Raw genomic sequence first — 13,744 nt, forward strand, 5'->3', positions numbered from 1 at the left:
CTTATACCTTTGTTTAGGAACAACCCATGGCGGAAAACGATAACCAAGAAGAAAGCTCAGAAAAAGCGCCCGGCGGTAAGAAAAAGTGGCTGATCATTGGTGCTGCTGCGATTCTGTTAGTTGTGATCATCATTGTTGCAGTGTGGTTTTTGATGGGGACTAAACAAGCCTCGAGCGCTTCAGATATGGGGGCAGGAGGCGGTTCAAGCGAAGAGATGACGTCTGAACCTGCGCAAGTGGGTAATGCGCTCTATGTCGGGATGCCTCGACCCTTTGTATTTATTGTACCGGGTGACTCGAGAGATCGAACGGTGCAAATTAATGTGCAATTGATGGTTCGAGGGGAGCGTAGCGAAGAGCTGACTAAGCAACATATCCCACTGATTGAGGGTACCTTGCACGAAGTATTTAGTTCATCTACTGCCGACGAACTGAGAACAGCAGAAGGCAAGCAACGTATTAGAGAGCTTGCGTTAAAACAGGTGCGTTCCGCACTCGAGAGTGTCACGGGAGAAGGCTTGGTGGAGAAAGTGCTTTTTACCGGCCTTGTCATGCAATAAAAGAGCGAGCAGTGTTTTGAGCGATTTATTATCACAAGACGAGATTGATGCGCTCCTACACGGAGTCGATGACGTCGAAGAGGAAGATGTCGAATCCTCGGATGCAGCATCAGAAGCGTTGGATTATGACTTTTCGTCGCAAGATCGGATTGTCCGCGGTCGCATGCCTACGCTTGAGATCGTTAATGAGCGATTTGCGAGGCATATGCGTGTAAGCCTGTTTAACATGATGCGCCGCACCGCTGAGGTGTCCATCAACGGCGTGCAAATGCTTAAGTTTGGTGAGTATGTGCATACACTATTCGTTCCAACCAGTTTAAATATGGTGCGTTTTCGCCCACTGAAAGGAACCGCCTTAATTACCATGGAAGCACGTTTGGTGTTTATCTTGGTAGATAACTTTTTTGGCGGCGATGGACGCTATCATGCGAAGATTGAGGGGCGCGAATTTACCCCTACTGAGCGACGTATTATCCAAATGCTGTTAAAGCTGATTTTTGAAGATTATAAAGAAGCTTGGGCGCCTGTGATGGACGTAGGCTTTGAGTATTTGGATTCAGAAGTTAACCCGGCAATGGCCAATATCGTTTCGCCGACTGAAGTTATCGTTATTAGTTCGTTTCATATCGAACTTGATGGGGGCGGGGGCGACTTTCATATCGCTTTACCTTACTCAATGCTTGAGCCGATTCGTGAACTGTTGGATGCGGGTGTACAATCGGATAAAGAAGATACCGATATGCGCTGGAGTAAAGCGCTGCGTGACGAAATCATGGACGTGCCTGTGGAAATGGTTGCCAAGCTCGCTGATGTCGACGTCACATTGCGCGAGGTTATGGACTTTGAGGAAGGCGATATTATTCCACTTGAAGTGCCTGATAATCTAACGGTATTTATCGAAGATTTGCCTACCTTTCATGCGAAAATGGGTCGTTCACGAGACAATATTGCGTTGAAAATTTCAGATAAGATTCGACGTCCCGAGACTGTTAAGTCAGATATCCATATGCTGACTCGAGGTGGACGCCGAATTGGCGGTGATGCAGAGTTGCGTCAACTGGAAGAAGATATTGATTTATAGCATTCAGCATTTGAATGATTGAGGAAGACAAATGAGCAATAAAGACAATGAAATGGACGACTGGGAAGCGGCAATGGCTGAGCAGGCGGCTTCTGAAGAGGGCGAATCAGAGGATAATGCCGATAAGCAAAGTGAGGGCGTGCGAACAGCAGAGCTAGAGGAATTGAATGCTGAGAGCCTTGATGATGGCGATAAGCGAAAATTAGACGCGATCCTCGATATTCCGGTTACCATCTCAATGGAGGTAGGGCGTAGCCAAATCAGTATTCGTAACTTGCTACAGCTTAACCAAGGTTCGGTGGTGGAACTCGAACGTGTTGCTGGGGAGCCTCTCGATGTGTTGGTCAATGGCACTCTGATAGCACACGGCGAGGTTGTTGTGGTTAATGATAAATTTGGGATTCGACTCACTGATGTTATCAGTCAAATCGAGCGTATTCGTAAGTTGCGCTAGTATTTGGGCAAGCCCTGCGCTTGCTCAGGTCGAAAAAGCAACATCGCCTATTGGCGGAAAAGATATTGCTTCTATGCTGGTCGCATTAATTGCAGTGATTGTTGTCATTATTGCATTAGCGACGGTATTAAAACGATTCAACGTTAAATTTCAAGGCTCAAAGGGCATGAAGCTGATGGGGACGCTTTCATTAGGGCCTAAAGAACGTATCAGCGTGGTGCAAATTGGTGACAAGAAATTCTTGCTAGGTGTCACGCCTGAACGCGTCGAATGTTTGAAAGAATTGCCCGATGACTTTGTGTTAGGAGAAGAAAAACAATGAAAATAAAGCTTCTCTTAGGTTGTTTTGTGCTACTCGCACTATTGCTTCCTGATGTGGCAAACGCGATGCAAGATATTTCAGCCGTTACGGTAAAAACTAATCCAGATGGTAGCGAGGAGTATTCTGTCACGTTACAAATTCTGGCAATAATGACGGCGCTGACGTTCATCCCTGCGATGGTTATTATGATGACGTCGTTCACACGTATTATTGTTGTTTTGGCCATCTTACGACAAGCTATCGGCTTACAGCAGTCCCCTTCTAATCAGGTGCTTATCGGTATCACGCTCTTTTTGACATTTTTTATTATGAGTCCAGTACTTACAGAAATTAATGACAAGGCGTTGCAACCCTACTTAAATGAAGAAGTGACCTCAATGGAAGCGGTAGATCGCGCCAAAGCGCCGCTAAAAGCCTTTATGCTTGCGCAAACGCGTGTGACGGATATCCAAACGTTTGCCGATATCGCGGGTGAGACGAATATTCAAAGTCCAGAAGATACTCCGATGTCGATATTGATTCCGTCATTTATTACATCGGAGCTCAAAACCGCCTTCCAGATTGGTTTTATGTTATTCATCCCGTTTTTGATTATTGACTTAGTTGTTGCAAGTGTATTGATGGCGATGGGTATGATGATGTTATCACCGATGATTGTATCGCTCCCGTTTAAGTTAATGTTGTTTGTTTTGGTCGATGGTTGGAACTTAACCATGAGCACGTTAGCTGGCAGCTTTGGTGTTTAGGAGGCGAGATGTCCCCCGAAGTCTTTCTCGATGTGTTTCAAGAGGCGCTCAAAGTCATTGTTATTATAGTGGCTTTTATCATCGTGCCGAGCTTGCTGGTCGGTCTGATGGTTGCGGTTTTCCAAGCTGCAACCTCAATTAATGAGCAAACCCTTAGCTTTTTGCCGCGTTTATTAGTCACACTGGCTGTTATCGGACTCGGTGGGCATTTTATTGTTGGCCTGCTAATGGACTTCACTATAGAAATGTATAACCGCATACCGCAAGTGGTCGGCTAGCATGGATCTCGTTACGCAGGTGTTGATGGAGTGGCTACAGCAACATTTGTGGCCGCTGACACGTGTATCCTCAATGCTAATGAGTATGGCGTTGTTTTCCGGTACCTTAGTTAATTCAAGAATTAAGGTCTTACTTTCCTTAGCAATTACATTTGCAATATCACCCGCATTACCAGATGTGAATCCGGGCGTCGAGATGTTTACAGTGGGCGGTATGCTGGTGACAGCGCAACAGATTGTCATTGGGGTTGCGTTGGGCTTGCTCTCATTGCTTTTCTTACAGACGTTTGTATTGGGTGGGCAAATCATTGCAATGCAAATTGGTTTGGGCTTTGCTTCAATGGTCGATCCGACTAATGGCCAACAAGTTCCAGTGATAGCGCAGTTCTTTTTGATGTTGGCGAGTTTGATATTTCTCGCGCTTGACGGTCATCTATTAATGATTCAAATGGTCGTTGCGAGTTTCGATTCTGTACCCGTGGCGATGACTGGTTTGAATGCCGATGCATTTCGAATGATTGCCGACTGGGGAAGTTCAATGTTTTCGGCAGCACTTACAGCAATGTTATCGGGTATTATTGCCTTGCTACTAATTAATTTGTCGTTTGGTGTAATGACTCGTGCAGCGCCGCAGCTAAACATTTTTGCGATTGGTTTCCCGATTACCATGGTGAGTGGATTGATCGTTTTGTGGCTGACTTTAGGGGGCTTTATCTTCCACTTTGAAAATCAATGGCAAGAAGCGGTGAGTGTCATGTGTACGGTTATTGGTAGTCGATGCTGAGGTGATGAATGGCTGAAACTGATCAAGAACGCACAGAGGAACCCACCGAGAAACGCAAACGAGAGGCCCGAGAGAAAGGTCAAATAGCGCGTTCAAAGGAGATGGGAACTGCCTTTGTGTTAGTCAGTGCTGCCGTCGCGTTCTTTTGGTTTGGCGAGTCGCTCTACGCTGGCGTGAGAGGGCTATTCCGTGACTTGTTTACGCTTGAAAGACGACAAGCTTTTGATACTTCGCAAATCTATAAGGCGCTCGCTGTAGGGTTTGAGCACATCATTTGGCCGGTTATCATTATATTTGCCTTTATTACCCTTTTTACATTTCTGGGTAATAGTTGGCTAGGTGGTATCAATTTTTCTTGGAAAGCAATGGCACCTAAATTCTCGCGTATGAACCCCATGAACGGTTTCAAGCGAATGTTTGGTACCCAAGCCTTGGTCGAGTTAGTAAAAGGAATCGCTAAGTTCGGGGTGGTGGCGATCAGTGCCTTTTTACTGCTGAGCTGGCAGTTCGATAACATTTTACAGATCTCAATGGGTCAGATGCCGAGCATGATTGAAAATGCGCTCGATATCTTGATGTGGATGTTTCTACTGATTTGTTGCTCGATGTTTTTAATTGTTGTCATCGATGCGCCTTTTCAACTTTGGAAGCACAATAAAGATTTACGTATGACCAAGCAGGAGATCAAAGACGAGCATAAAGACTCAGAAGGTAGTCCTGAGGTAAAAGGTCGTATTCGCCGCTTACAGATGGAAATGGCGAACCGTAGGATGATGCAAGAGGTTCCTAAAGCAGATGTTGTAGTTACCAACCCGACACATTTTGCGGTGGCTATAAAATACGAAGAGAGTGGAAATCAGGCTCCTATCCTCTTAGCCAAAGGGACCGACGAAACAGCGGCTAAGATTCGTGAAATTGCTCTAGAGTACGACGTGCCGTTGGTGGCCTCGCCTGCGCTAGCTCGGTCAATTTATCATACCACTGAGTTAGAAACTGAGATTCCTCGCGGATTGTTTGTTGCCGTAGCTCAGGTGCTTGCTTATGTTTATCAACTTAAAATGTTCAAACAAGGTAAAGCTAAGCGACCTAAAAAGCCGAATACTGACGAGCCAATACCTGAAGATTTACGCCATTAGGACGGCGTTAATTTGCCAAAATTTCGTCGCTACTATACTATTCGCCCCCTGTATTTTTAGTCCTGTAACGCTGGATCAAACACTATGTCTGAGCTGTCATTGTGCATGGCACAATTAGATTTTACTGTCGGTGCGCTTCATAACAACACAAGCCTGATACTTAAAACGGTCGCTGAGCAGAGCCGCGATCATGATATTATTGTCTTTCCAGAGTTAGCTATTACAGGTTATCCACCTGAAGACCTATTGTTACGAACTGATCATCAGGAGGCTGTTGATAATGCGGTCGAGCAGATCAGTGCGGCTGCTTCGGATTGTGTTGTAATTGTTGGACATCCCAGCAAAGTCGGCGAGCAGCTGTTTAACGTTATATCAGTGCTTCATCGGGGTGAATGTTTACTGCGCTATAAAAAACAACGTTTACCAAATACTGGTGTGTTTGATGAACAGCGTTATTTTGTTCCTGGTGATGAGGGACAAGTGTTTGAATGGCAGGGATATCGCATCGGGCTGATGATTTGTGAAGATTTATGGCATCCTGAGCCTTTGGCTCGCCTGGCGGATGATCAACTTGATCTCGTATTGTCTGTTAATGCTTCTCCCTACGAAATCGATAAACACGATCAACGACTATCCGTTTTGAAGCAACGAGTGGCTGAGCACGGGTTCCCCATTGCTTATTTGAATAACTGTGGTGGTCAAGATGAACTGATTTTTGATGGTCATTCGCTGGTATTGGATAAGCAGGGCGAGTTAGTCGCAGAACTTCCTCACTGCCAGACAACGCTCGCAACACTTAAGTTAACCACTGAGTCACTGACGTGTGAGGCTTTTCCTCCGTATGCCGGCGAAGATAGTGATTTGCGCTTGGCTCATGTATATGATGCGCTGGTACTCTCGGTGCGAGACTATGTCAATAAGAATGGCTTTAAGAATGTATTACTCGGGCTATCGGGAGGTATCGATTCGGCACTCACCTTAGCGATTGCATCAGATGCACTGGGCTCTGAGCGTGTTCAAGCCGTCATGATGCCGTTCAAGTATACGTCAAATATGAGTCTAGAGGATGCTGAACAACAGGCGGAAACGCTTAACGTGAAGTATGATGTTGTTCCGATTGAACCGATGTTTGATGCGTTTATGAAGCAACTCGATCCGTTCTTTGCTGGGACATCGACAGATACGACCGAAGAGAATTTACAGTCACGTTGTCGTGGTGTTTTGCTCATGGCGTTGTCGAATAAATCCGGCGCGCTAGTGCTTACTACGGGCAATAAGAGTGAAGTTGCAGTAGGCTATGCAACGCTGTACGGTGATATGTGTGGTGGGTTTGCACCTATTAAAGATGTGCCAAAAACGTTAGTTTACCAACTTGCAGCTTACAGAAACACGCGATCTGCCTGTATACCAGAGCGAGTTATCGAGCGCCCACCTTCTGCGGAGCTGGCGCCGGATCAAGTCGATAGTGATTCGTTGCCCGATTATGGTGACCTAGATCGTATTCTTTCGCTCTACGTAGAGCAGGACTGGTCTGTGGTGGACATTATTGCAGCGGGCTTTAACGAAGCGGATGTCCGCAGAGCATTAAAGTTGGTTGATATAAATGAATATAAACGCCGGCAGGCGGCTGTTGGACCTAAAATTACGGCACGAAACTTTGGTCGTGATCGACGTTATCCGATAACTAGTCATTACCGTTTTGAATTAGAACGCCAAAATTAGATTGGAGTGGCCATGAAGAAGGTCGAAGCAATAATAAAACCATTTAAATTGGACGATGTGCGAGAAGCTTTATCAGAAGTCGGCATCGCAGGAATGACAGTATCCGAAGTCAAAGGTTTCGGACGCCAGAAAGGGCACACGGAGCTTTATCGGGGTGCTGAATATATGGTGGACTTCTTGCCTAAAGTGAAGCTTGAGGTAGTGGTTGCTGATACAGACGTTGAACGCTGTATTGAAGCCATCATGGAAACCGCACAGACGGGCAAAATAGGTGATGGTAAAATCTTTGTGTCGGATATTGAACGAGTCATTCGAATCCGAACCGGAGAGGAAAATGAGCAGGCGGTTTAGCCTGCTCACTTTTGATTAGTTGTTGACTAACTCATTATTAGGGAAGTTACTTCTGAGTACCTTAAGCGTGTCTTGCTTAAGTTCTTCTAATTCGAGTTGGTCGTAACACTCAACCATCATCGCCAAGGCACTCTCCACCTCTGGCGTATTCTCGAAGTTTTCTACCACATAACGACCACGGTTAGCTGCTGCGAGATAGGCTTGACGCTTCATATAGTACTGGGCCACTGCCAGTTCTTTTTTAGCCAGACGACTTTTTATCGCGATCATACGCTTTTTAGCATCTGCTGCATATTTGCTTTCAGGATACTTGCGTAGCAGTTCGGCAAAGTCTTTAAAAGCTTCTTTTGCCATGGTGGAGTCACGGTCAGAACGATCTACGCCCGCCAGTTCATGAATGGCATTATATTCGGCTCGTTGATTCGTCAGACCGCGCATGTATAACGCGTAATCAACGTCCTTATGATTCGGGTTTAAGCTTATAAAACGGTCAATGGCAGCAAGCGCCTTTTCAGTATTATCAAGCTTATAATTTAGATAAATCAGGTCCAATTGGACTTGATGAGCGAAGGGACCAAAGGGGTAACGCGAATTAATATTCGAAAGTTCTTCCTCTGCCTGGGTAAAGTTCCCTAAGGACATTTGATCTTGCGCTGATTCATACATGAGCTCAACTTGTGTGTACTTGAGCTCGCTTTGCTGGTCATCTGTTGACGAGCACCCTGCCAGACTTAATCCGACTGCGGCAGTTAAAATTAGGATACGACGTTTCATAACACCTCAGGTTTTTTAGAGTCAGTCACTTAGATAAGCGGTGTTTTGCCTGTGCAAAGTTCAGTGTAACAAGTTACACTATCATAATTAATAGATAATCCGCATTCTAACCCAGCACAATACTCTTTGACAGTCGAAAAAAATTTATGAATGAAACTATTCAACTAGAGGCCATCGTGCCTGAATCCCTCGCGGGGAAGCGTTTAGACCAGATATTGGCTGAGTTGTTCCCAGACTATTCTCGTTCGCGCATGAAAAAGTGGATCACAGAGGGTAAAGTCTCTGTCGATGCTCAGGTTATTGAAAAGCCGCGCGAAAAACTAGAGTTCGGCGCGTTGGTTGCTATCGATGCTGAACTTGAGCGCGAGGAGCGTTACCAAGCACAGCCGATTGAGCTTGATATTGTTTATGAGGATGAAGACATCTTAATTATCAATAAGCCAGCCGGTTTGGTGGTTCATCCAGGAGCCGGAGCCCCTGACGGCACTCTGTTAAACGGCCTATTGCATTACGACCCTGATATCGATCATGTTCCGCGGGCAGGCATTATTCATCGCTTGGATAAGGACACCACAGGTTTAATGGTGGTGGCGCGTAATATTCCAGCTCAGACTCAGTTGGTTGATATGATGCAAAAGCGTGAAATTACCCGTGAATATGAAGCTGTGTGTAACGGGGTAATGACCGCGGGTGGGATGGTTGATGAACCTATCGGTCGACATCCCACCAAACGGACGCATATGGCGGTTGTTAGTTCAGGTAAGCCTGCAGTCACTCACTATCGAGTTGTGGAGCGGTTTCGAGCGCATACGTTACTCCGCCTGAGACTAGAAAGTGGTCGTACACACCAGATTCGCGTTCATATGGCGCACATTCGTCACCCGTTAGTTGGCGATTTAACGTATGGCGGGCGTCCGCGTCCACCTAAACAGGCGAGCGACGAGTTTTTGGCATCGCTACGTGGCTTTAGTCGACAGGCATTGCATGCAGCAAAACTATCGCTTCACCACCCTATAACCGGTGACTGGATGAGTTTTGAAGCCCCACGTCCTGACGACTTTGTAGCACTCATTCAAAGCATGAAAGATGACCTTGAAGCGCATTCTGACGCCTGATTGGGTTTTACCCTCAGGTATTTCAGCGGCGGTTACCACACGTACAGTGGGTAACCTCGCTGCCCATGTGGGTGATGACCCTGCCGCTGTAATACTCCGACGCGAGCAGCTTCGACGAGAACTTAACTTGCCTTTTCACGTGCGCTGGTTGCAACAGCAGCACACAACAAAGGTATCTCATGTCGGTGCGCTTAGCGAACCCTGCGATGCTGTTTGGTCTGATCAACCGAGTGTGTGTGCGGTATTGACTGCTGATTGTTTACCTATATTAATGTGCACGCGGGATGGTGATCGCATTGCTGCGGTTCATGCAGGCTGGCGCGGTTTAGTTGAAGGGATAATTAAAAATACAGTAACTGCAATGAAGGTTAAGGCAGATCAATTAAGCGTGTGGATTGGTCCTGCAATTTCTCAGCCGATGTTTCAAGTGGGAAGCGAAGTCCGCACAGCATTTATCCGCCGCAACATCAATGCGGATATCTATTTTATTCCAGACGGTGACGGCAAATGGCTCGCCGACTTATCAGGGCTCGCAACGCAGCAGCTCAATAATCTGGGTATATCTGACGTTACACTGAGTAATCGCTGCACTTATCGTGAAAGCGACGCTTGGTATTCTTGGCGTCGAGCCCAAGAGCCTGCCAGGATGGCATCTTTAATCTGGCGAAGTTGATCTGTATCACTTGAAAGTGTCGAAAAAGTACCCATATTTGCTTTAAGAGAAAGTTAACTCAGGAAGTAATTATGAGACACGATAAATTCACTACTAAATTCCAAATGGCCATCGCTGATGCACAATCATTAGCACTCGGTCGAGATCATCAATTTATCGAACCCGCACATTTGATGCAGGCACTCATGGATCAAGAGGGCGGCTCGGTTCGTCCGCTGTTTACCATTATTGGTGCTAATATCAGTCAGTTCCGCTCAGAGCTTGGCAAACTGCTCGACAAAATGCCGGAAGTGCAAGGGGCAGAAGGAGAAGTTCAACTCTCGCAAGGCACCGCAAAGTTATTAAACCTTTGCGATAAGTATGCCCAGCAACGTAAAGATGCATATATTTCGTCCGAACTGTTTTTGTTGGCAGCGACTGAGGATAAAGGACCGCTTGGTGAGTTGTTTAAAAAGCTCGGTATTAAGAAGGACGCCTTGGAAAAGGCCATTAATGATATCCGCGACGGACAGAATGTTGATGACCCGAATGCCGAAGAAAAGCGTCAAGCACTTGATAAGTACACGATTGATCTGACTGAGCGAGCGGCGCAAGGCAAATTGGATCCTGTGATTGGGCGTGATGAAGAGATTCGACGTACCATTCAAGTATTGCAGCGTCGAACTAAGAATAATCCTGTACTGATTGGTGATCCAGGTGTGGGAAAAACAGCTATCGTTGAGGGGCTGGCACAACGAATCATCAATGCAGAGGTGCCAGAAGGTCTCAAGAATAAGCGCGTTTTATCGCTCGATCTGGGAGCCTTATTAGCAGGTGCAAAATATCGCGGCGAATTTGAGGAGCGCCTCAAAGCTGTGCTTAACGAGCTGGCAAAGGAAGAGGGTCGAGTGATTCTCTTTATTGATGAATTACATACGATGGTGGGCGCTGGCAAAGCGGATGGCGCGATGGATGCTGGCAATATGCTCAAGCCTGCGCTGGCGCGTGGTGAACTTCATTGTGTAGGGGCGACCACGCTTGATGAGTATCGTCAGTACATTGAAAAAGATGCCGCGCTTGAGCGTCGTTTTCAAAAAGTGTTGGTTGATGAGCCCACCGTGGAAGACACGATTGCTATTTTGCGTGGTTTGAAAGAGCGTTACGAAATCCATCACTCGGTGGAAATTACTGACCCAGCGATTGTTGCGGCTGCTTCGTTATCGCATCGCTATATCAGTGATCGAAAGCTGCCGGATAAAGCCATCGACTTGATTGATGAAGCAGCATCTAGCATCCGAATGCAGATTGATTCTAAACCAGAGGACTTAGATCGCTTAGAGCGCCGTATTATCCAATTAAAATTGGAACGTCAGGCGTTGCAGAAGGAAAAGGATGATGCGAGTAAAAAGCGTCTTGAACACTTACATGATGAGCTCGATGAACTAGAGAAAAAGTACGGCGAGCTTGAAGAAGTTTGGAACTCAGAAAAGGCGGCGGTCCAGGGCACTCAGCACATTAAATCGCAGCTTGACCAAGTGCGTACTGAGATGGATATTGCGCGTCGCGCTGGTGACTTAAATCGTATGTCGGAACTGCAATACGGGCGTATCCCTGAGCTAGAGCGACAATTGGATTTAGCGCTGCAAGCCGAGATGCAAGACATGAGTTTGTTGAAAAACCGAGTCACGGATGAGGAAATCGCGGACGTTCTGTCACGTTGGACTGGTATTCCTGTGAGCAAAATGCTCGAGGGTGAACGTGAAAAACTGGTACAGATGGAGTCGTTATTACACAAGCGAGTCGTTGGTCAAAATGAGGCGGTGGATGCGGTCGCTAATGCTATTCGTCGCTCTCGAGCAGGGTTAGGGGATCCGAACCGTCCGATCGGCTCGTTCTTATTCCTCGGACCAACAGGTGTGGGTAAAACCGAGTTGTCCAAAGCGTTAGCAAACTTCATGTTTGATACCGACGATGCGATGGTTCGAATCGATATGTCCGAGTTTATGGAGAAGCACTCGGTGGCACGGTTAGTGGGAGCTCCTCCAGGATATGTCGGTTATGAAGAGGGCGGCTACCTCACTGAAGCTGTTCGTCGTAAACCCTATTCTGTTATTTTGCTCGATGAGGTCGAAAAAGCTCACCCTGACGTATTCAATATCTTGCTACAGGTATTGGATGATGGAAGGCTGACCGATGGTCAAGGTCGCACGGTGGACTTTAAGAATACGGTGATCATTATGACATCGAACTTAGGGTCCGATCTGATTCAAGCGCATGCGTCTGATAACAGCTATGATGAAATGAAAGCGATGGTCATGGACGTCTTAGCGGGTCACTTCCGACCTGAGTTTCTTAACCGAGTTGATGAGACGGTTGTGTTTCATCCGCTAGGTCGAGAAGAAATTCGCTCGATTGCAGAAGCGCAATTGCAGCGTCTTTATGCTCGACTTGAAGACCGAGACATGAGCATCGAATTAAGTGTTGAAGCGCTAGACTTCATCGCGTCTGCAGGTTTTGACCCTGTGTTTGGTGCGCGCCCGTTAAAACGTGCAATTCAACAAGAACTTGAAAACCCGTTAGCGCAGCGCATTCTTTCGGGAGATTTTAAAGCCGGTGATACGATTCATGTTGATGTAGCAGATAATCGTTTAGCTATTGAGTAGCGTGTTAGTTAATCAACTATCGTCTAATGCATAAAGGAGGGGGGAAGCCCCTCCTTTTTTATTGATAGTGTTTTAAAGCATTTTTAACCGTTGATTGCGCTGTGCTAAACTCAAATCAGATTGAATTTTTTTCGTACTTAAGAGGAATAGTAAACATGGCTAACGAGTCGGGTAAGGTAGAAAGCCAGAGCTCACAGAAACGACGTGGTATTTATTTATTACCTAATCTATTTACTACGGCAGGTTTGTTCTCGGGCTTCTATGCGATCATTGCCTCTATGAACGAGCGCTATGTGGAAGCTGCCGTGGCTATCTTCATTGCGATGATCTTTGACGGATTAGATGGTCGCGTCGCACGCATGACTCAAACTGAAAGTGATTTCGGCGCTGAATATGACAGCATGGCTGATATCGTATCGTTTGGTATGGCGCCCGCGTTAGTCATGTATAACTACGCATTGGCCGACTTAGGTAAATTGGGTTGGCTCGCTGCTTTTATTTTCGTGGCAGGCGGCGCACTCCGGTTAGCTCGCTTTAATACTAATATAGGTAGTGCTGACAAACGCTATTTTCAGGGGCTCGCAATCCCAAGTGCCGCGGCTGTTGTATCGGGGCTGGTTTGGGTCGGCACTGAATACGGTATATCGGGTAATGATTTAGGCGGCTTTGCGGCAATTGTTACTATTGTTGCCGGCTTACTGATGGTTACAAACTTCCGCTACCATTCATTTAAAGATGTCGACTGGAAAGGAAAAGTCTCATTTGTCGTGATTTTAGTGATTGTGTTGGCATTCGTTATTGTAGCAACTCAGCCCTCTTTAGTGCTGTTCGGTATTTTCTTCTTATATGCATTATCGGGTCCGGTATTAACTATTCGTAGCGTAAACAAACTAAAGCTGGAACACGTGGTTGGTGATAATGAGCAAGATGATGCCGAGTTTAAGGACGAAAAGCAGGGAAAAAGCTCGAACAATAACCAGAGCGAGCAATAAATAACCAGTTGGAAGTTAATTTCAAAAAAGTGCTTGCAAGTGTGAATAGGATCTCTATAATTCGCCGCCGTTGTCACAGAGAAAGACGCGGAAGCGCAGTGTGACACGGTCGTC

15 protein-coding genes are annotated in these 13,744 nt (G+C 46.3%); 14 read left to right on the forward strand and 1 reads right to left on the reverse strand.

Annotated elements, in window-relative coordinates; genetic code table 11:
- Positions 1-26 precede the first annotated feature (26 nt).
- From fliL to glnB, 10 genes are all read left to right on the forward strand, one after another.
- Positions 27-560, forward strand: a complete 534-nt coding sequence (fliL, locus tag AWU56_RS11710) for a flagellar basal body-associated protein FliL (protein ID WP_006956178.1) — start codon at positions 27-29, stop codon at positions 558-560.
- A 16-nt stretch (positions 561-576) separates the two neighbouring features.
- Positions 577-1,641 carry a flagellar motor switch protein FliM gene (gene fliM, locus AWU56_RS11715; RefSeq protein ID WP_006956177.1) on the forward strand — a complete coding sequence of 355 codons (1,065 nt, stop codon included), beginning with the start codon at positions 577-579 and terminating at the stop codon, positions 1,639-1,641.
- 31 nt (positions 1,642-1,672) lie between these two features.
- The gene (fliN, locus tag AWU56_RS11720; RefSeq protein WP_286682637.1) at positions 1,673-2,095 is read left to right on the forward strand and encodes a flagellar motor switch protein FliN; all 423 of its coding nucleotides are present in this window, start codon (positions 1,673-1,675) and stop codon (positions 2,093-2,095) included.
- Positions 2,055-2,417, forward strand: coding sequence for a flagellar biosynthetic protein FliO (gene fliO, locus AWU56_RS11725; protein ID WP_286682638.1), 363 nt, complete (start codon positions 2,055-2,057; stop codon positions 2,415-2,417). Before fliN ends, fliO begins: the two co-directional genes overlap by 41 nt.
- The gene (gene fliP, locus AWU56_RS11730; protein ID WP_006956174.1) at positions 2,414-3,163 is read left to right on the forward strand and encodes a flagellar type III secretion system pore protein FliP; all 750 of its coding nucleotides are present in this window, start codon (positions 2,414-2,416) and stop codon (positions 3,161-3,163) included. Before fliO ends, fliP begins: the two co-directional genes overlap by 4 nt.
- Positions 3,164-3,171: 8 nt before the next feature.
- Positions 3,172-3,441 carry a flagellar biosynthesis protein FliQ gene (gene fliQ / locus AWU56_RS11735; protein WP_006956173.1) on the forward strand — a complete coding sequence of 90 codons (270 nt, stop codon included), beginning with the start codon at positions 3,172-3,174 and terminating at the stop codon, positions 3,439-3,441.
- Between the two features lies 1 nt (position 3,442).
- Entirely contained in the window at positions 3,443-4,225 is a 783-nt protein-coding gene (gene fliR, locus AWU56_RS11740) for a flagellar biosynthetic protein FliR (RefSeq protein ID WP_272977478.1), read from the forward strand.
- Between the two features lie 8 nt (positions 4,226-4,233).
- The gene (flhB, locus tag AWU56_RS11745; protein WP_006956170.1) at positions 4,234-5,361 is read left to right on the forward strand and encodes a flagellar biosynthesis protein FlhB; all 1,128 of its coding nucleotides are present in this window, start codon (positions 4,234-4,236) and stop codon (positions 5,359-5,361) included.
- 84 nt (positions 5,362-5,445) lie between these two features.
- The gene (locus AWU56_RS11750; RefSeq protein ID WP_040488069.1) at positions 5,446-7,083 is read left to right on the forward strand and encodes an NAD+ synthase; all 1,638 of its coding nucleotides are present in this window, start codon (positions 5,446-5,448) and stop codon (positions 7,081-7,083) included.
- Positions 7,084-7,095: 12 nt separating this feature from the next.
- On the forward strand, positions 7,096-7,434 hold the full coding sequence (gene glnB / locus AWU56_RS11755) for a nitrogen regulatory protein P-II (RefSeq protein WP_006956165.1): 339 nt from the start codon (positions 7,096-7,098) through the stop codon (positions 7,432-7,434).
- A 15-nt stretch (positions 7,435-7,449) separates the two neighbouring features.
- Here the strand turns inward: glnB and AWU56_RS11760 are convergent, their stop codons facing one another.
- Positions 7,450-8,208 (reverse strand): outer membrane protein assembly factor BamD, encoded by a 759-nt coding sequence (locus tag AWU56_RS11760; RefSeq protein WP_006956163.1) that lies wholly within the window; start codon positions 8,206-8,208, stop codon positions 7,450-7,452.
- Between the two features lie 146 nt (positions 8,209-8,354).
- Here AWU56_RS11760 and rluD point away from each other — a divergent pair, with 146 nt between their 5' ends.
- From rluD to pssA, 4 genes are all read left to right on the forward strand, one after another.
- Complete coding sequence (gene rluD, locus AWU56_RS11765) at positions 8,355-9,323, forward strand: 23S rRNA pseudouridine(1911/1915/1917) synthase RluD (RefSeq protein WP_006956161.1); 969 nt, start codon at positions 8,355-8,357, stop codon at positions 9,321-9,323.
- Positions 9,295-9,996: a peptidoglycan editing factor PgeF gene (gene pgeF / locus AWU56_RS11770; RefSeq protein ID WP_006956159.1), complete on the forward strand. Its 702-nt coding sequence runs from the start codon at positions 9,295-9,297 to the stop codon at positions 9,994-9,996. The genes rluD and pgeF overlap by 29 nt, the downstream gene beginning before the upstream one ends.
- Before the next feature lie 71 nt (positions 9,997-10,067).
- Entirely contained in the window at positions 10,068-12,638 is a 2,571-nt protein-coding gene (gene clpB, locus AWU56_RS11775; protein ID WP_006956158.1) for an ATP-dependent chaperone ClpB, read from the forward strand.
- 155 nt (positions 12,639-12,793) lie between these two features.
- Positions 12,794-13,630, forward strand: coding sequence for a CDP-diacylglycerol--serine O-phosphatidyltransferase (pssA, locus tag AWU56_RS11780; RefSeq protein WP_272978550.1), 837 nt, complete (start codon positions 12,794-12,796; stop codon positions 13,628-13,630).
- Positions 13,631-13,744: the final 114 nt, after the last annotated feature.

This window comes from Idiomarina sp. T82-3 (assembly GCF_001577655.1).
Classification (GTDB): domain Bacteria; phylum Pseudomonadota; class Gammaproteobacteria; order Enterobacterales; family Alteromonadaceae; genus Idiomarina; species Idiomarina baltica.